Source organism: Stenomitos frigidus ULC18 (assembly GCF_003003795.1).
In the GTDB taxonomy this organism is placed as follows: domain Bacteria; phylum Cyanobacteriota; class Cyanobacteriia; order Leptolyngbyales; family Leptolyngbyaceae; genus Stenomitos; species Stenomitos frigidus_A.
The window spans coordinates 1-17,907 of the sequence record NZ_PVWK01000063.1; the positions used below are offsets into that span (position 1 = coordinate 1).

General features: G+C 50.9%; 15 protein-coding genes. 5 read left to right on the forward strand and 10 right to left on the reverse strand.

Translation table 11 applies throughout. The features are described 5' to 3' along the window. Positions 1–6: 6 nt before the first annotated feature. From C7B82_RS11700 to C7B82_RS11715, 4 genes are all read right to left on the reverse strand, one after another. A complete protein-coding gene (locus tag C7B82_RS11700) occupies positions 7–1,314 on the reverse strand; it encodes a caspase family protein (protein ID WP_106256471.1) in 1,308 nt (435 codons plus the stop codon). 104 nt (positions 1,315–1,418) lie between these two features. Beyond that, entirely contained in the window at positions 1,419–1,613 is a 195-nt protein-coding gene (locus tag C7B82_RS31480; protein WP_146141141.1) for a hypothetical protein, read from the reverse strand. A 199-nt stretch (positions 1,614–1,812) separates the two neighbouring features. Next, positions 1,813–2,556, reverse strand: a complete 744-nt coding sequence (locus tag C7B82_RS11710; protein WP_106256473.1) for a class I SAM-dependent methyltransferase — start codon at positions 2,554–2,556, stop codon at positions 1,813–1,815. Between the two features lie 185 nt (positions 2,557–2,741). Continuing rightward, complete coding sequence (locus tag C7B82_RS11715) at positions 2,742–2,921, reverse strand: hypothetical protein (protein ID WP_106256474.1); 180 nt, start codon at positions 2,919–2,921, stop codon at positions 2,742–2,744. Between the two features lie 639 nt (positions 2,922–3,560). Between C7B82_RS11715 and C7B82_RS11720 the strand changes: the two genes are divergently transcribed. Together C7B82_RS11720 and C7B82_RS11725 are read left to right on the forward strand one after the other, a co-directional pair. Beyond that, positions 3,561–6,101, forward strand: coding sequence for a mannose-1-phosphate guanyltransferase (locus tag C7B82_RS11720; protein ID WP_106256475.1), 2,541 nt, complete (start codon positions 3,561–3,563; stop codon positions 6,099–6,101). A gap of 82 nt (positions 6,102–6,183) precedes the next feature. After that, a complete protein-coding gene (locus tag C7B82_RS11725) occupies positions 6,184–6,699 on the forward strand; it encodes a single-stranded DNA-binding protein (protein WP_106256476.1) in 516 nt (171 codons plus the stop codon). A gap of 71 nt (positions 6,700–6,770) precedes the next feature. On the opposite strand, the gene C7B82_RS33140 is transcribed toward C7B82_RS11725, so the two are convergent. Further along, the gene (locus C7B82_RS33140; protein ID WP_219904294.1) at positions 6,771–7,352 is read right to left on the reverse strand and encodes a hypothetical protein; all 582 of its coding nucleotides are present in this window, start codon (positions 7,350–7,352) and stop codon (positions 6,771–6,773) included. A 1,143-nt stretch (positions 7,353–8,495) separates the two neighbouring features. On the opposite strand from C7B82_RS33140, the gene C7B82_RS11735 reads away from it, so the two are divergent. Next, on the forward strand, positions 8,496–9,308 hold the full coding sequence (locus C7B82_RS11735) for an FHA domain-containing protein (RefSeq protein WP_106256477.1): 813 nt from the start codon (positions 8,496–8,498) through the stop codon (positions 9,306–9,308). A 201-nt stretch (positions 9,309–9,509) separates the two neighbouring features. Here C7B82_RS11735 and recA read toward each other — a convergent pair whose 3' ends face one another. After that, positions 9,510–10,589 (reverse strand): recombinase RecA, encoded by a 1,080-nt coding sequence (gene recA, locus C7B82_RS11740; RefSeq protein WP_106256478.1) that lies wholly within the window; start codon positions 10,587–10,589, stop codon positions 9,510–9,512. A gap of 443 nt (positions 10,590–11,032) precedes the next feature. Between recA and xseA the strand changes: the two genes are divergently transcribed. Further along, a complete protein-coding gene (gene xseA / locus C7B82_RS11745; RefSeq protein ID WP_106256479.1) occupies positions 11,033–12,280 on the forward strand; it encodes an exodeoxyribonuclease VII large subunit in 1,248 nt (415 codons plus the stop codon). 148 nt (positions 12,281–12,428) lie between these two features. Further along, complete coding sequence (xseB, locus tag C7B82_RS11750) at positions 12,429–12,647, forward strand: exodeoxyribonuclease VII small subunit (RefSeq protein WP_106256480.1); 219 nt, start codon at positions 12,429–12,431, stop codon at positions 12,645–12,647. Between the two features lie 264 nt (positions 12,648–12,911). Here xseB and nadB read toward each other — a convergent pair whose 3' ends face one another. The 4 genes from nadB to C7B82_RS11770 all read right to left on the reverse strand — a co-directional run bounded on the left by nadB (position 12,912) and on the right by C7B82_RS11770 (position 17,708). Beyond that, positions 12,912–14,672: an L-aspartate oxidase gene (gene nadB / locus C7B82_RS11755; RefSeq protein WP_245939842.1), complete on the reverse strand. Its 1,761-nt coding sequence runs from the start codon at positions 14,670–14,672 to the stop codon at positions 12,912–12,914. 390 nt (positions 14,673–15,062) lie between these two features. Beyond that, positions 15,063–15,515 carry a photosystem II complex extrinsic protein PsbU gene (gene psbU / locus C7B82_RS11760; protein ID WP_106256481.1) on the reverse strand — a complete coding sequence of 151 codons (453 nt, stop codon included), beginning with the start codon at positions 15,513–15,515 and terminating at the stop codon, positions 15,063–15,065. Between the two features lie 280 nt (positions 15,516–15,795). Next, on the reverse strand, positions 15,796–16,800 hold the full coding sequence (locus C7B82_RS11765; protein WP_245939843.1) for an adenylate/guanylate cyclase domain-containing protein: 1,005 nt from the start codon (positions 16,798–16,800) through the stop codon (positions 15,796–15,798). Between the two features lie 152 nt (positions 16,801–16,952). Next, positions 16,953–17,708, reverse strand: coding sequence for a DUF3120 domain-containing protein (locus C7B82_RS11770; RefSeq protein ID WP_245939844.1), 756 nt, complete (start codon positions 17,706–17,708; stop codon positions 16,953–16,955). Positions 17,709–17,907 lie beyond the last annotated feature (199 nt).

Below are 17,907 nucleotides of genomic sequence, written 5' to 3' on the forward strand. Positions count from 1 at the left end.
CGTCATTCAATTGAAGGCAAGGGAATCCTTCTCAACTTTACCCCCTTGTGACCCGTCAACAATTAATTGACAGACCACTAGATAGGTTTCGTAATCTGCTTCTTTCCACTGTTGCGCTTTGAGCAAATCCCGCAGTTTGGTGTAATCAACACCTTTCTCGGAGCTGAGATCATCGTTAATGTTTGTTGGTGGTAGGGCATCGGGTATAAAGGGTGGAAAAAGTGGAGCTTTAGATGCTTGGGCAGGAGCAGATAAATTAACGCTCAACTGAGCCAAAACAGGCATAATATTTTCGTCTTGTAGTTTGAGAAGCTCCTGGTAGCGCTTCAGCTCGTCGCAGGTTTCAGGGCTTAGTTCTCCATTCTCAGCATTAAGAGCAGCCTGGAGTGCCTGGATAAATTCCCCAAGGTTGCGATTGTATTCGCGGGAGGGTTCTAATACTGCCGCTTCAATGGCGCTTGCATCGGCTTCGGTCAGGTTCAGCTCACGTCGCCGCCGTTGTAAAATTCTGCGCCCCACTACCGATATCTGACCGTTGCGGACGCATTTCTCAACTTCCTTGCGATATTCCAGTGTCGGATCGCCCAATGGCGCTTTCGCCAGTTGAATGGTATAGCCTTCCCTGCCCACGTAAATTTCTGGCTTCATCGCGGGGGCAGCTTCCTGCACTTTGCGTTGGGCGTAGTGGTGCAGTTCGTCTACGGTGATTTGTCCATCGTTGTCGGTGTCGGCGGCTCCGGTGCGAATGCCTTCTACCAGGAAGCGAGTGTAAACGGATAGTTCTTCGTCCGCTTGAGCGAAGGCATACTCGACAGCACTGGAGGCAGTCAACACGGCGCGACCTTCACCACCCAGTTGGGCTTTCACATCAACGGCGCTATCGTCTTTAGCCATCATGCCTGTAGCGAAGGCACCGCTAAAGCAACAGTCGAGAATCACGACCTGTCGTCGGGATTTGGAGTTGGACATGACATCATGGACAAAACTGGCGGCAACAGCGGTGGTTCGCAGGCGATGTTTCTCAGTGATGCGGGTTGCTAGCGAGAATTTGCCCGTGTCGTCTTTGATGCCGTGACCAGAGAAGTAGAGTAAGACGAGATCATCTTTCTGCCGATCGCGAAACAGGGCATCGATAGCGTCTTCCATCTGAGTACGATCGGGATTCTCCAGCAAGCGAACCTCATCAAACCCACCCCTTTCAGCATCGTTCAGCACGGCTTGGACGGCATTGATATCTCGAAGGGCAGCAGGCAGGTTGGCGAGGGCAGTATCGGCAAATTCGCTGACTCCAATGAGTAATGCCACTTTAACCATGCTGCGCTCTCACTGCCGCCAATGACTGAAACGATCACTGCTTTCAGAATAACCGCAAATGTAGTGGCTGGCTGTGACTTCGGTGGAGTGAAAAGGGGGAGTGATCACTCTATCTGTGAGATCGTTCCTGGCTCAAACAGCAACGCTTTCATGCAAAACAGGAACAATGCGGTTTCAAGTCGGAATGGTCTCACTTGAAACAGGAACGATCGCATTTCAAACAGGAATGGTCTCACTTGAAACGGGAACGATCGCATTTCAAACAGGAACGATCGCATTTCAAATGGGAGCGTTCTCACTTCAAATGGGAACGATCGCATTTCAAATAGGAACGATCGCGCTTCAAACAGGAATGGTCTTATTTAAAATAGGAATGCTCTGACTTGAGACAGGAATGTTCTCACTTCAAGTGCGATCGCTCTCGAACAAAACCTCGGAGTTTTACGTACTTGGTGGTCGGTAGAAGCGCTACTTGAGCAAAACTCCGAGGTTTCTGAGTTAAAACTGTACTTTGAACAACTGAAAGACTTCTCCCGGTAGCGTCTTCACAACTTTGCCGCCTGCTGTCTGGATCAGTTTTTTCCAGGCCGCGATCGGTTCCAAAAAGACTTCTGTGCCCAGGTACATTTCCAAAATCGCCCAATTCTCAGCCAGCGGTGTTTCTGGGTCGATCGCATCAAAGACAAACACACCGCCGGGTTTCAACACGCGCTTCGCTTCTGCCAACACCGCCGCCCAATAGTCGAGCGGATAGTAGCAGCTCACGCCAGTGGCGATCGCGAGATCAAACTGCTTTGCCTCATAGCTCAGTTGATGCGCGGCTCCCAACGCCACCCCTTTGAACAGCTTTGAGTTCAGTTGCGGCCCACGTGCGTTCAAAATATCTCGCGCCACATCGCTAATCTCTTGCCCGTAGAACAGTGCCTCCCACTCGCGCCACGGGTAAATCAAAAAACTTACCCCGCAGCCGATGTCCAGGCAATGCTGGTTTTTCTTCGGTTGAGCAACATCCCAGAACGGCGATGTCAGCTTCGCTTGTAGAGAACCAGAAGTACGTTCCCGAAAGATCGGCATTGCTTCCACTTCTTCTGGCAAGTCAAACGCTTCACCGCGATACTCACGGTTAAAGCGCACCGAAACAGCTGCAATCTGGCTCTGCCAATCTTGCGGTGTCTTCAGTGAACTAAGGTAGCTGTTGCTAGAGAACGCCCCCTGGGACTCAGACTCGTGCTTTTTTGCCATACCCAGATTCGTTCCTCTAACAACAGTGTTTCTTGAGGCATCAGCTATCAGCTATCAGCTATCAGCTATCAGCTATCAGCTATCAGCCTCAGTTCAGTGCTGAACGCTGAACGCTGATTCAATCAAAGCCATCAGCTATCAGTCTAAATTCAGTACTGACCGCTGACCGCTGACCGCTCCTCCCATCAACGTCCCGTCAGCGCCCGGTTAAAGTTCTGACGGTAAGATTTGTTGAAAATGAGGACGGGCCAGAGTAACGCTAGATAAACACGACCGCTGCTGAAATTGGTGCGTCTGAAGCCAGACAAGAATTTCCAGATGCCGAACCCATAACCAATGAGTGCCAGTACACCAACTATTTCCATGTATCGATCCTCAATTCACTGAAAAAACTCGACTGAAAAAACTAGATCTGTAGTTGAAGCTACGCCTGTCTACCCGATCGCTCCAGATGCTGGCTGTCAAAAACAACGTGCCAACAACGAAAAACGATAAGAGTCTAAGTTAACGAACGATCGCTCACCCAAAAGTCGAGTTGTCTCAGCATAGACGCTTCATAGACCCCTCAAGCTCTGCTTAAAAACTTATGTAAAGTTCCAGGCATAGCAGCTTGAGACTTTTGGGATGGCTTTCTAACCTAGCTCTATCCTAGCTTGCAGCTTACGGGCGATCGTAACAAGCACAGACTTTTCCAGCGGTGAACACAGATTTTTCTGTTTATGCCCTTGATGGACGTCCGAATCGTCTTTAACGTATGACACTAGAGATGGGGGGAGGGCGTGGGGAAGTTTTGAGTTACAGAGTTACAGAGTTACAGACGTTTGCAAAGGAGTCAGCCACAGTGGGAGCATCTTGCTCGCAGGCGTGAGCGAGACGCTCCCACTCAGTTGATGTGACTGATTCAAACGAAAATTGCTGTAATGCTGACTTCCTCCTGCCTGTTGCCTCCCTTCTCACTCAAACTCTTTTTTCAAAACGCTTGGAATCACTAGGATGGCGAATGTATGCGAGCAGTTTTGATGGCAGGCGGTTCGGGAACACGGCTTCGACCGCTGACGTGCGACCTGCCCAAACCGATGGTGCCAGTGTTGAACCGCCCGATCGCGGAGCATATTCTGAACCTGCTTAAGCGCCATCGTATTACTGAAATCATTGCGACGCTGCATTACTTGCCCGACGTCATGCGCGACTACTTCCAGGATGGCAGCGACTTTGGCGTACAGATGACCTATGCCGTTGAAGAGGATCAACCCCTCGGCACGGCAGGCTGCGTGAAGAATATTGCAGATTTACTTGATCGCACGTTTATCGTGGTCAGTGGCGACAGTATCACTGATTTTGACCTGAGTGCTGCCATTCGGTTTCACAAACAACGGCAGTCGAAAGCCACGCTGATTTTAACGCGCGTACAGAATCCGATCGAATTTGGCGTGGTGATTACTGATAAGGACGATCGCATCCGTCGCTTTCTCGAAAAGCCCTCCACCAGCGAAGTCTTCTCAGATACGGTGAATACGGGCATATATATTCTTGAACCGGAAGTGTTGGATTACCTACCACCCAATCAAGAAGCAGACTTCTCGAAAGATCTCTTTCCACTGCTGCTCGAAAAGAATGAGCCCATGTATGGTTATGTCGCCGAAGGCTACTGGTGCGATGTTGGGCATTTAGACACCTATCGCGATGCTCAATATGACGGGTTAGAGCGAAGAGTGAAGCTGGATATTGCTTATGAGGAGCGATCGCCGGGTTTATGGGTGGGGCAGAACACCTACCTCGACCCTAGCGCCAGAATTTCAACGCCTGCCATGATTGGCAGCAACTGCCGGATTGGTGCGCGAGTCCAGATCGATGGGGGCACGGTGATTGGCGACAACGTGACGATCGGGGCCGATGCTGACCTTAAGCGCCCGATCATCCTCAATGGAGCCATTATTGGGGAAGAAGCCCATTTGCGAGCCTGTGTCATTGCACGCGGTACACGGGTCGATCGTCGCGCTCATGTGCTGGAAGGTGCAGTTGTGGGGCCTTTGTCTACGATCGGCGAAGAAGCGCAAGTGAGTCCGGGTGTGCGGGTCTGGCCTAGCAAACGGGTTGAGTCTGGGGCAACGTTGAATATCAACCTGATTTGGGGACACGCCGCCTATCGCAATCTCTTTGGGCAACGTGGCGTCTCTGGTCTGGCAAATATTGACATTACGCCAGAGTTTGCCGTGAAGCTAGGTGCTGCCTATGGTTCGACCTTGAAGCCCGGTGCCCATGTTTCTGTCTCACGCGATCAGCGCAGCATTGCGCGGATGGTGTCACGATCGCTCATTGCCGGGCTCATGTCGGTCGGCGTGAATGTCCAAAACCTGGAAGCAACTGCGATTCCGTTAGCGCGTACGATTGTGCCAACGCTGTCGATCGCGGGCGGTATTCATGTGCGGATGCATCCCGATCGCCCTGACCATCTGTTAATTGAGTTCTTCGACGACAACGGCATCAACATCTCCAAAGCTCGCGAGAAGAAAATCGAAGGCGCTTACTTTAAAGAAGATTTTCGCCGCGCCCAAATTCAGGAAATTGGCAATGTCGTCTATGCAAATCAGGTCGTTGAGATCTACAGCGCTTGTTTTGAAAAGCACCTGAACATCGAAGCAATTCGCCACAGTAGCTCCAAAGTAGTCATCGATTATGCCTATGCGGTTTCTGGTGCAGTACTACCCCAACTGCTCGCTAAATTTGGTTGCGATGCGGTTGTGTTGAATGCCAGCCTCAGCCATACCGCACCCAATCCGGCCGATCGCGAAGTCTTACTGAGCCAGTTGGGGCATGTGGTAGAGGCACTCAAAGCCAACTTTGGCGTGCAGGTGTCGGCAAACGGCGAGCAAATGATTTTGGTGGATGAAGCTGGCAGCGCCATTCGTGGTGAAGTGTTGACCGCACTCATGGCAGATATGCTGCTGGTGCACCATCCCAGAGGCACGATCGTGGTGCCCGTCAATGCGTCTAGTGCGGTCGAACAAATTGCCCACCGTCACGATGGGAGAGTCATTCGCACAAAGGCAAACCCTACCGCACTCATGGAAGCTTGTCATGCTAATGCCAATGTCATTCTGGGTGGCAGTGGCGACATGGGCTTCATTTTCCCGCAGCTACATCCGGGCTTCGATGCCATGTTCTGCATTGCCAAGCTAATCGAAATGCTCACCCTCGAGGAGCGATCGCTCGGACAGATTCGCGCCGATCTACCCCGTGTTTGCCACAAAACCTGCACCGTCCGCTGCCCCTGGACGGCCAAAGGAGCGCTGATGCGGCACTTGGTCGAAACTCACCCGATCGATAGCCTGGAACTGGTCGATGGCGTCAAGATCTTCAACCATCAGCACAATAGCTGGGTGCTGATCTTGCCGGATGCGGGTGAGCCAGTGGTGCACATTTATGCCAACAGCAACGATCGTGGCTGGGTCGACGAAACGCTACGGGAATACCGCTTGCGGGTACAAAACTTTGTTGATCAACATCAGGGTACAGAAGCAGCCAAAGCGGAAAGCCAGTATTAGAATGGAGTATTAGTTGTTAGTTTTTTGAGCAAGTAACTAAAAACTAACAACCAATAGCTAAAAACTTTTTCAGGAACGCTCCATGAATAGCTGCATCCTAATGGCAGAGATTGTCCAGGCTCCCGAGCTACGCTACACGTCAGACACTCAAACGCCGATCGCCGAAATGTTCGTGGAGTTCCCTGGTTTACGTGCCGAAGACCCACCTTCGCGGCTCAAAGTGGTGGGCTGGGGCAATCTGGCACAAGAAATTCAAGAGCGCTTTCATCAGGGCGATCGCGTGGTGATTGAAGGAAGCTTGAGGATGAATACGGTCGAACGTCCCGAAGGGTTTAAGGAAAAACGTGCCGAGCTCACCGCCCAGCGTATTCACAGTTTGGGAGCAGATACCGCTTTAGAAGCGTCTACTGCTGTGGCAGCGCCTGCGAGCACAAATAATCCAGCCACAAAACCAAGCGCTGCGGCTACGCCAGCAACGAAGACAGCGCCATCAGCGCCAGCGTCAGCCACACCAACCGCGAAAGCGAAAGCAGGTAAGTTTCAAGCTGCACCTGAAACCACCGCTTCAGAACCAGACTTTGATGAGATTCCGTTCTAAAAAGGTGCTGTTAGAAAAGTCCTAGTATAAGAGTGGCAGGTATGGGAGTCTGAAAGCGGCTGTCTGTTTCCCTATAAAAACTCCTTTAAAAAGGCGAAGACGTCATCTTCCCAGCAGGGTTCTGGCAACAGAGCAAGCAATCTCTGGCTCACATCCGCTTCGATCGCATAGATGTCATCACGCAAAAACAGTTCAGACAACGCTTGAGTATCTCGCGCTCTCAGAGGCGATAGTGGTGCAGCGAAACTGTTGGCCTCAGCAGCGTAGTCAATGGCAGTGTTTGCAGCCAGCCTAGCAAGCGTACCCTTGCTTAACAGGCTGACTCGTGCCCTTCGAAGCGCGTTTAGTCCTGCCGCTTGCCGCAGCGCATAGAGTCCATCGAGTTCGGTTTCGTGCGCCTGCGCACTCTGTGAGCGTGAGCTTTGACGGTGTGAGAAGGACTCGAAAAACGTCCCTCCATGACTCTGAGTAGCTGAACGACTTTCAGAGGCATCTGAATTAACACGTCTACCATTTGAGGAAAACTCATGTGTATGATCGGACGGGTCGCGATCGCTTTCGATGCTGCGTTGTCCCTCCGCAGCATCAGGTTGCTTTTGTAACGAATCAATTGACAGAGAGGAACCATTGTCCCCCGGTGAAGAAAGCAACATAGTAAGCACCAAAATAACTCTGCTGCTGCAATCTGAAAATGAGCGATCGTGTCGTCATTCACCTGGGTCAATGACGTACAGCCTCACCATCAACCACATAAGACAACATTGAATTTCCAGTAGATGCGCTGACTTCAAACCCGTATTTAGCGTCTTAAACTGCTGCTGCACCGATAAAAGCAAAGGCTCTCATCCGCTAAGCTTGCTTAATGACTTAAAGAATGACTTAAAGAAGTGATACCAAACATCCCTCAGTCGGAGCATTTCAGCACCAGCAAAGTCTAAATTTACCACTCTAATGGTGAGGGCTTGGGGTATGCTGCAGCGGTTCCTCTAGCAATGCCGCGGTTTAAGTGTGATATCAATCACATCGTTTAATATAGCGGTTCTTCATTGCATTCACTACCCTTAATTGTTACTACAATCAAGAGTAGCTTGACTCAAGCAGGAAACCCTTCTTAAGCATTAGCACGGTGATTTTGAAGATCAACTAGATGCTTAAATTTTTCTGAAATTTTATGTTCAATGCCTGGTGCATCCTGACCCGCAGAGGTGGACTTTGTTCTCAAGGCACGATTTCAATCGCCAGTCCCTTAGACCCGTTAGGCTTTTGAAGCGCTTGTACAAGGCAACCAGCCCGGAGAGTCTACAACGATTACCTGAGAGTGCTGCGCCAGTATGACCGTTGATCAGGAGCAGTACCAAGCGGTAGGGGATCGTCCAAAAATGATCCAGTGATGGTGCGGTTATGTCTTCAGGTTGGGCATTCTAAGGTAGAGATGAGGCCCATCTTTGGAAACACCCAAACGGCACGTTCGTCAAGGCTAAAACGTTGAAACGTCAGTGCGACTCTTGAGTGGGTGACGTTTAACCGGAGCGTAATCGCATGCTTGGAGACTAGCCCCATGGGTCAAAGGCGCGATTACACATCCAGTCCGGCACGAACTCCAGATTCTAGAACCGGCGCTGGCAAAGACAGCCCTTTGGCCCCAGATAGGGTTTGTTTGGTAGAGGCGGTTTCCAACCATCCCCCCTAGCCGTCGGAAGCCCCCTTTAACAGCGTGCTTACAACACGTTCAGTCAGCTCTCATGCTGTGAGAGCAACGCTCTTCAGCCTCACACTGCTTAACATTGGGATTAGTTATGCTCGACTCACACTCATTAGCTGAATACTCTTCACAGGTGTTGAATGCTTCTGGCAACACCGAATTAGAGCAGCGCCTGGGTTTATATCGTGTCTTTTTGAAGCTCTATGAACATCATCGGAGCCTGCTGGATGAAATCCTGGATCTAGAAAACACTGGGATGAAAGCACGCAAGCAAGTGGCTTTACAGTATGTACAAGGAGTTGTACAAGATCAGCAGGTGCATGTAATGACAAACCTGCTTAGTGGCAAAACGCGATCGGTGCTGCAGCCTCAGGGCATTTGGGTCATTGGCCGCGATCGCAAAATGGCGCTACCGATTCAAGATAAGCGTCTATCTCGCCGTCATGCCGCTATTCAGTACATCCAGGATCAAGGCTTTTACCTGATTGATTTTAATAGCACCAACGGTTCCTTCGTCAACAGCGAACCAGTGCGACACTGTGTCTTGCTCAAAGATGGTGATCAAATTCGGTTGGGGAGTCTGGTGTTTATTTTCTTTATCAGCCACACTCCCAAAACGGCTGAAGCGTTGCCAGACGATCTCATCAACCAGGTCACTACTGCTCGCCGGGCGTACGAGTCTGGAACCGACGATTCGACGATCACGGATTCGGGTGTGCCGTTATCCACAACAGACTGGGACACACCATTGTCGGCTGATGCGAAAGATACCTCTATGTTTTTGAGACCACCTCTGCCTGGTAGTGACCTACCACCAGAGCAAGCATCTTACCCGATCAGCATGAGACAACAATCGGAGATCTTAGATCGCTTTATGAAGCGAGATACACCTGGTAACCATAACTGAGAACGTCTCAACTAAGAAGTCTTCAAAATCTAAAAGTCCCGGCGGTAGGCAGACCCGATCGGAGTAAGCATCCCCCAAGCCCTACAGCGATCGTGTTTTGTGAAAAAGCACCGAAGGGGTGGGGGTGCTCGTTACCTCATGCTTTACAGGCAGAGCCATCGCGCTCATGCCCAACGGTTACACCCTTTTCTCACGGGCAGTTTAATCCTCTTCTTCAAGCGAGTCATCCTCGTCATCGTCTGCGTCGATCGGAGCCACAGAGTTTGCCGAGACAACCGCACCAATCTCTAGCTTATGTCGCACCTCTTGCTCAATTTTCTGGGCGACATCGGGCTTCTCTTCCATATATTTGATGGCATTGTCACGTCCCTGGCTAATATTCTCGCCACCATAGCTGTACCAGGCTCCTTTGCGAACAAGCACACCCGTTTCTTCTGCCAGGTCAACTAAACAGCCCAGTGTTGAGATGCCCTTGCCAAAAATAACGTCAAATTCAGCAATGCGGAACGGGGGCGCAACTTTGTTCTTGGCAACCTTGACTTTGACTCGAATGCCGAACTCTTCGGTGCCTTTCTTCAGCGTTTGAATCCGGCGCGTATCTAACCGTACAGAGGCATAAAATTTAAGTGCCTGACCACCTGTTGTAGTTTCAGGACTGCCGTAGGTCACACCAATTTTTTGTCGCAGCTGGTTAATGAAGATGACCGTACAGCCAGACTTGCCCATATTCCCAGCAATTTTTCGCAAGGCTTGGCTCATGAGGCGGGCCTGCAAGCCGACATGAGAGTCGCCCATCTCCCCTTCAATTTCAGCGCGGGGTACGAGGGCGGCAACGGAGTCAATGACAATGACCTCGATCGCGGACGATCGCACCAGTTGATCAACAATTTCAAGCGCCGCTTCACCGGTATCAGGCTGAGAGATCAAGAGATTATCGATGTCTACACCCAACGCTTTGGCGTAAACGGGATCGAGAGCATGCTCCGCGTCAACGAATGCAGCGATACCACCCGCTTTCTGCACTTCCGCTAAGGCATGTAGCGCCAGTGTGGTTTTACTTGAGCTTTCAGGTCCATAGATTTCAATGACGCGCCCTTTAGGAAGACCACCACCGAGCGCCAGGTCTAGAGTCAATGCCCCAGTAGAAATCGTTTCGACCCGCATCCGGGTAGCATCGCCTAAGCGCATGATGCTACCTTTGCCAAAGTTACGCTCAATCTGAGTCAGAACGAGATTTAAGGCTTTGTTTTTGTCAGAATTGTCAGTTGTTTTAGCAGCCATGAGCGCCTCAATGCGGAAGGTTCAGTAGGTAGGTAGACAGGAGAATTGAAACTTTAAACGACAGCAGATTAGACCACTTGGACTTTGAGTATGAGGTTCATCAGGGTTTCAGAGCCGTTCATGCATCTAAAGTTCATAGTCGTTAGCCAGAGTGAGATCAAGCGTTAGAGGCATTCTATGCTAAGCAGTTCCCCAGGAACTGCTCACGCGATCGCGGGTCTAGATCCATCAGCAAAAAGCTTCACGCTTCAGTTATTTAGTCATCCAATGAAATGTACTAACGTATGCGATGAAGTCTAGTTAATCTAGAGAGGGTCGAGCGTCATGACGCTACCCTTAGTTGTCACCCGTTACAACGCCTCCATGACCTCAAAAAGTGATCCAAGAAACATCGCTGCCAGAATCTTTTTGGTGACACTAGTGACTCTTCCAGGTTACATACAATGACCTCCTATCTTCCTCATTTGTTGGTTCCGGATACGGCGCTATCGGTAGCAGGGCTAACGGGTTACATCCAGGCTCTGTTAGAGCAAGACAATCACCTGAGCCAGGTCTGGGTTACAGGGGAAGTATCCAGCGCCACTCGCTATCGCAGCGGGTTGTTCTTTACGCTACAAGACCCTGATGCTAAAGCAGCGATCAGTTGTGTTGTGTGGAACAGCCAATTGGAGAGGCTGACCACTTTACCCGCTCAGGGAGAGCAATTAATTATTCTGGGGCGCATCCACGTACATCCTCAGCGGGGTCAGTATCAGCTGATTGTATGGCAGGCTTTACCAGCGGGCGAGGGTCTGCGGGCACTACGTTATCGCCAATTACGCCATCGCCTGGAAGCAGAGGGCTTGTTTGACCCCGCACGCAAGCGCTCATTGCCGATCCATCCCCAAACGTTGGCTGTTGTCACATCACCGCAGGCAGCCGCATGGGGTGATATTCAGCGAACGTTGCGACGACGGTATCCGGGTTTGCATGTATTGTTTTCTCCAGCGCTAGTACAGGGTGATCAGGCTCCAGCCTCAATTGTGCACGCCATTCAGCGAGTTGAACTAGATAATAGAGCGGATGTACTAATTCTATCACGAGGTGGCGGTGCGATCGAAGATATGGCGTGCTTTAATGACGAGCGCGTGGTACGTGCGATCGCAGATTGTTCGATTCCAGTCATTGCTGGCATCGGTCACCAGCGGGATGAAACCCTAGCAGACCTTGCCGCTGATGTCTGTGCGCATACGCCGACCGCTGCAGCCGAGCAAGCCGTGCCTCAACTAGCCATGCTGCAGACAGAGCATCAAGAGAGGGTGCTGGCGCTCAAAACTGCCATTTACGACTGCTTGGGGGCAGCGCAGCAACAGCAGCAAGCTTTGAGCGATCGGCTCCATAAGCTGCGGCTCGATCGTAAGCTCCAGCAAGAACGGCAAAAACTCCACTGGATGCGCCAACGACTGATTCAAGGCAGTGCGCTGCAAACTCAGCAAGCAACGTCTTACTGCCAATCACTCCAGCAAAAGCTGGCAACACTTGATCCTGAAGCGGTGCTGAAACGGGGCTATGCTGTAGCACGGCACGCAAACGGGACGATCGTCCGTACGGCCCAAGCGGTAACACCAGAAGAGACGCTGACGATTCAGCTTGGTCAAGGACAGCTAACGGTTAAAGTAACAGCCGTACTGCCACGATCGCTTAACGTTTAAGTCGTTAAGTTTAAGCCGTCAAAAGTTTGAGAAAAAGGTTCAAGTATAAATATACTAGCGATGGAGACCCTGCCATTCATTTGTCGTGAGCATTCCTAAAGACACTCCCGAATCCCCGTCCAGTCGAAGCGATCTTGATCGTAGAACGATGACAGACTTGCCAGAACAGGGTTGGAGCTACGAAGAAACTGTGCAACAGGTAGAAGCGATTATGTCGCGTATTGAGTCAGGAGAGTTGGAACTGGCGGATGTCTTTGACCAGTTCGCTGCTGCTGTGAGCTATTTACGCCAGTGTGACCTGTTTCTGACCCAACGTCAGCAGCAAATGGATTTGCTGATCGAAACGTTAACCGATGACCTGGAGTAGGTCGTTTACAGGGAATGTCTCTACAGAATGCGATCGACCGCATGAGAGCATCACCCAGTTTTAGCGGCTAGGTTTTAGCGGCTAGAAGTTGTTTACAGCCGTTTGCAAATGGGTCAGCCCCCGTGCGTAAAGCCTCGCGGCATACAAGAAACGCGGAGCGAGTGCTTTGCACTTACATCCTGCTCGCAGGCGTGAGCGAGACGCTCATACTCAGTTGATGTGGCTTATTCAAACGATGCTGTAAGAAGCAATGGCAATACGGCGTTATTCTGGCTGCTTTACAACAGGCGCTTTGCTCCAACGGGTGCCGTTTAGAGCCGTTTCATCATTCTTACAAACGAGGGTATGCGCTTCCCAAGCCGTTTCTGTGTCAGGGTAATCAACCCGATAGTGACCGCCACGACTTTCAGTGCGGAAGTGTGCGCTCTGGAGAATGAGCCATGCAACATCAAGCAAATTGCGAGTTTCTGCCCAGACTCTTAGCTGTGCGTCGATCGAAACCTCACCTAAAGCAACGTCTTGTGCGGGCTCAAGGTGCTGCAACCGTTGGGTAATCGCAAGATCAGAAAACTCTTGCTGCCAACGTTGGATTTGCGCGATCGCCGTTGCCATCATGATCCCATCGCGACAAATGCCTGCACTCTGCCATACCAGACGGGGAAGCTCTTGCCGTAAGGCTTGAATTTTCATCAGATCGCTTTCCAAAAGGTCGGCGATCGATGCATTCAGAGGGTAGCGTTCAGATGCCTTCGCCGCGTCCGCATCTGTCGCTCCAGTAACAGGCTGCCTAATGTTGGTTGCCTCTAATTCTAAGTGAGCGAACTGTGCCCCAAACACCAAACACTCCAGCAGCGAATTACTGGCTAGTCGATTGGCCCCATGAACCCCCGTGCTGGCTGTTTCACCCACTGCATAGAGACCGGGAATCGACGTTTGGTTGACCAAATCTGTCGCAATGCCTCCCATCCAATAATGGGCAGCAGGCGCAACAGGAATGGGCTCGTGAAAGACATCAATGCCCCACCGTTGGCAAACCTGAATGATGTTAGGAAAGCGATGCTGAATGGTTTCGGGTGCGATCGGTCGTAAATCTAGCCAGACATGCGCTGCTGCTGGGTCCGCATGTGTTTTTTGCAGGTAGCTGAAGATGGCACGACTGACGACATCTCTAGGAGCTAGTTCGCCTGCTGGATGGTAGTCAAAGGCAAACCGTCGTCCGTTGTGGTCGATCAAATGAGCACCCTCGCCCCGCACCGCTTCGCTGATCAAAAAACGGGGTGCGCCAGGCTGCGTTAAGGCCGTCGGGTGAAACTGGACAAATTCCAGGTCGCGCAACATGGCTCCAGCACGATGGGCGATCGCCACACCATCCCCTGTACTCAACTCAGGATTGGTTGTTTGGGCAAAGACTTGACCACCGCCACCCGTTGCTAGAATCACAGCAGCCGACCGGAGCCAACGCACGTGCCCTTCGTAAAGCAGACAAATGCCCTGGCAACGTCGTGTAGCCTGATCTAGCCAAACATCAAGCGTTAGCGCCTGTGAAAAGACATGGATGTGCTTGCGACTAAGCACCTGTGCTGTCAGCGTACTCACCACTTGCCGACCCGTTGTATCAGCCGCATGTAACACTCGTCGTCGAGAATGAGCCGCCTCCAGAGTCAGCGCCAGTTCGCCGTTGTGGCGATCGAACGAAACCCCCATTGCGACTAGCGACTGAATGCACTGCGGTGCCTGCTCTACAAGGAACTTAACTGCGTCATAGTCACACAACCCAACTCCGGCTTGTAAGGTATCGGCTAAATGCAGTGCCGGAGAATCGCCTGGATCAACCACCGCTGCAATGCCACCCTGTGCCCAGTCGCTAGCAGACAGCGAGAGGGTGTCTTTAGTCAGCAGCCCGATGCGGTAATGGCTAGGAAGGCAGAGTGCAGTATAAAGCCCAGCCGCACCTGCCCCCACGATGAGAACATCAAACTGAGGTAATTCAGGCGCAGAAGGCGATCGCAAAACGGACGATTGCAAAGATGCTACCAATTTAAATTTTGGGATGTTCGCTCAAAAAGGCACTGCCCTTCAGGACATAACGCTATTCTCAAGCATTCGCGATCAGATTGAAACCCATTCGCTTATACAGCTAGTCGCTGGAACAAAGATGGCCCGTTCCAGACTGACGGCTGCTTGCGGCTGTCGTTCGATGCTAGTTCTAGTCTAGCCGTCTGCCTGTTTAAAGTTGGCGGACGACTAGATGGCCTCAGGATGATCGTTTGCGGGTTTTCAATCCTCAAAAAACTACTGACAGAACCGTAGCAACGAGTCAAGCATGGGCTAAAGACGAAAATTGCTCTCTGACTGTTTACCAGCCATTGAGCAATTTGGTTGAATGATTGAACCAGCGGGGATGAAATTCGATCGTTAGCGGTAAATACCGTTGTTGATCCGATCCGCTCCCTCTACCAAGGCTTCTTCAACATCAGTGGCAGTGAAATTATCCAGATTTGCCTTCAGCACGTCCTTCTGCGCCTCCGTCAACCCTGCGATCTTCAAAACATCCTCAACTGAATCGTAGGGTGCATTTTTGACAATGAGCCCCGCAAGCGTGGGATATAAACCTGGATACTGCCTGAATGAACGCACGTTGGTGTTATTCAGATCAAGCTTTTTACCGTATTCAGAACTGAGCTTTTCGCCCACAGCATCGCGAATCGCTTCAGCTGCAAGCAATGTTGGAGCAAAGGCCACTCGATTCAACTGATACCCTGCCACATTGCCTAAATTTACCGCTAGCGCCCTTTGTGGCATCCCCAGCGAGCCAAGACAACCAACCAATACGCAAAGAACCATTAACACACGAACCAAGCGTTTCATGAATCTATTCCTCCCTTCCTGTCGCATGAAAACCATACACAGCATTTATTCAGAGACTATCATTTTCTGGTCATCATCTCTCACTATGGCTCGTCTGCCTAGAGTGTCTAGGTGAAAATCTTTACACTTCGCTCAGCAAGGCGCGTGAAGGATAGCGTGGGTCAAAGGTTTGGGGAGCGTAGCCACAAGAGACCGTTTGCAGTGCCCTTTGTATCGGTCGGCTACGGATTGACCCACTGCTGACTAACGCTACGATCGACTGCTGATGAACGGATGAGTACTACTCTCTGCTCTTCATCTGCAGGAACGTTTCTAAGTCGGGAAACGAGCAGGCATGAGCCACAGTCGGCATGTCATAGCCCTTGAGATGAACCGTATAGTTTCTGAACAAATCGATCGACGTAATCTCCATGTTGGTCAGATGCTGATAAGTTGTTTCACCAACAGCAATATCCAGACCAATCTGCTTAGTGGATGTTTCCAGTCGAAAAGCAGCATTCACCGTATCACCTAAGGCAGTATAGTCGGGCCGATCGCCACTGCCCGTGTTACCGACCATGGCGTAGCCTGTGTTGATGCCAGCACCAATGCGCAGTGGAAATGGTAAGGGATAAAGGTTATACAGATCGCTGGTCATCTTGTGTAGAGCATTCAGGGCACGAAAAATGCGGAGCATTTCATCGTCATTTACACCCTGTGGGCCGTGAATCCAAATTGCCATCACAGCGTCGCCGATATACTTATCAACCCAGCTGCCATATTCGCGAATGATATCGCCTGCGTGCCGAAACCAGGTGCCGATCACCTCTGACAACACCTTCTCGTCTAATTGGCGTGTCAACACGGTAAAGTCTCGAATATCGACAACCAACACTGATATCAAGCGACGCACGTGCAGCGTCGCGGTCGCCGTAAATTCTTTTGAATCTGAACCCGCTGCAGAATCAGCAGGAGGGTTGAGTGTCGGGCAGTAGAAGTCAAGATCGGTCTGACCAAAGGTGAGCCGATCGCCATTATGCAGCGTGACGGGAATGCTCACTCGACGACCATTCACAAAGGAACCGTTTCGACTGCCCAAGTCAATCAAATAGAATTCGCCTGTCTCCATGCACTGCAACATCGCGTGATTACGCGAAATCCAGCGATCGGGCAACACAAAATTGTTATCTTCACTACGCCCAATGGTCCAACAGTTACTACCCGCAAGCGGCAACCGCCGACTACCAGAGTCAGTTCGGAGAACTAGATGGGGAGTGGGTTGCAAAGTCACCACAGGCTGAGACAAATAATCCTTTCCTATGATGCATCCTGACATATCTCTCTATGACAGTGTAGTCTTCAGACAAAAATTCGTTCAAAAAAACTTTGAACTGAACAGTCTTCAAACAGTTGGCTGAGAGAAAATGCTACGGAGCAAGTTGTATTCTAAAGCCTTATTTAGGCAACGATCGCCGCTAACCAAAACAAGCCGTCTACCAAGATTGTACTCAACACTGCGCCACTAAACCCCCACCAATGAAGCTGTCGTGAAAAGAGAGGCAAAACGCTCACGGTGAGAAGCAGGAGTGCTAATGAAATTGCCCAGCCAGCACCCCACGGCGTTTGGATCTGTGCAAGAGCGCTTTGGAAGATTGGCTGCACCGCATCACTCTCAACTTGCATGAGCTGACGCCAATAGGGAATTAAATCAACCAGATAAAAGTAAACATCCGTCACAACGGTTCCGAGAAGGGAGCCGAAGTAAAAGAAATTTCCCACCTTGCCGATGTTGCGGGAAACACCCCAGATGGCAAAGGGTAAGCCGATCGCCTCCACAGGCAGATGCAACAATGGCTCCCAACGCAGCCAGCCCCAATACACAGAGCCTGCAAGCCACGTCCACGTGAACCCGATGAGCAAATCACCCCAGCGCTGGGTAGCAGGACGCTTCAACAGTTTCAGCCCCAGAAGCAACCAACCCATCGTCAGTCCTAAACTAATCCAGGGGACAAGGCGTACTAAGGGTGCCTGCATGAAAACAGGCACTGAAACTAAAACGATCGAAGCCGCAAAAATCAACCAACGCTGTAACGTTTCAGACCGCCTGATTGGAGGATTTGATGGCGCTTCACTTGCTTCAGCGAGAGACTCGACTGGGTAGATCGCTGGCGGAGCGAGGCAGATAGGGTCGGTGCGAGATGTGGAGGAAACCAAAGTCTTGCTTATCTTTCTTATTTAATTTACTTTACTTAACATAACACAGACTCGCATATACCCCCCTGGGGGATATTCAACATACTATCTTAAATTTCCGCTAAAGTTCTGCCGGAGCTGTTCTCAACTTGACGTGCGTTGGCTAAGCTCACGATGTGTACGATTAGGCGATCGAGTACACTAGCGTTGCAGAATATTG

Excerpts from the sequence above, each read along its gene's own strand:
- psbU (WP_106256481.1), bottom strand. The coding sequence starts at position 15,515 with ATGAAACGCTTGGTTCGTGTGTTAATGGTTCTTTGCGTATTGGTTGGT.
- C7B82_RS11715 (WP_106256474.1), bottom strand. The coding sequence starts at position 2,921 with ATGGAAATAGTTGGTGTACTGGCACTCATTGGTTATGGGTTCGGCATC.
- xseB (WP_106256480.1), top strand. The coding sequence starts at position 12,429 with ATGACAGACTTGCCAGAACAGGGTTGGAGCTACGAAGAAACTGTGCAA.
- C7B82_RS11735 (WP_106256477.1), top strand. The coding sequence starts at position 8,496 with ATGCTCGACTCACACTCATTAGCTGAATACTCTTCACAGGTGTTGAAT.
- C7B82_RS11725 (WP_106256476.1), top strand. The coding sequence starts at position 6,184 with ATGAATAGCTGCATCCTAATGGCAGAGATTGTCCAGGCTCCCGAGCTA.
- C7B82_RS11700 (WP_106256471.1), bottom strand. The coding sequence starts at position 1,314 with ATGGTTAAAGTGGCATTACTCATTGGAGTCAGCGAATTTGCCGATACT.
- C7B82_RS11720 (WP_106256475.1), top strand. The coding sequence starts at position 3,561 with ATGCGAGCAGTTTTGATGGCAGGCGGTTCGGGAACACGGCTTCGACCG.
- C7B82_RS33140 (WP_219904294.1), bottom strand. The coding sequence starts at position 7,352 with ATGTTGCTTTCTTCACCGGGGGACAATGGTTCCTCTCTGTCAATTGAT.
- recA (WP_106256478.1), bottom strand. The coding sequence starts at position 10,589 with ATGGCTGCTAAAACAACTGACAATTCTGACAAAAACAAAGCCTTAAAT.
- C7B82_RS11710 (WP_106256473.1), bottom strand. The coding sequence starts at position 2,556 with ATGGCAAAAAAGCACGAGTCTGAGTCCCAGGGGGCGTTCTCTAGCAAC.
- xseA (WP_106256479.1), top strand. The coding sequence starts at position 11,033 with ATGACCTCCTATCTTCCTCATTTGTTGGTTCCGGATACGGCGCTATCG.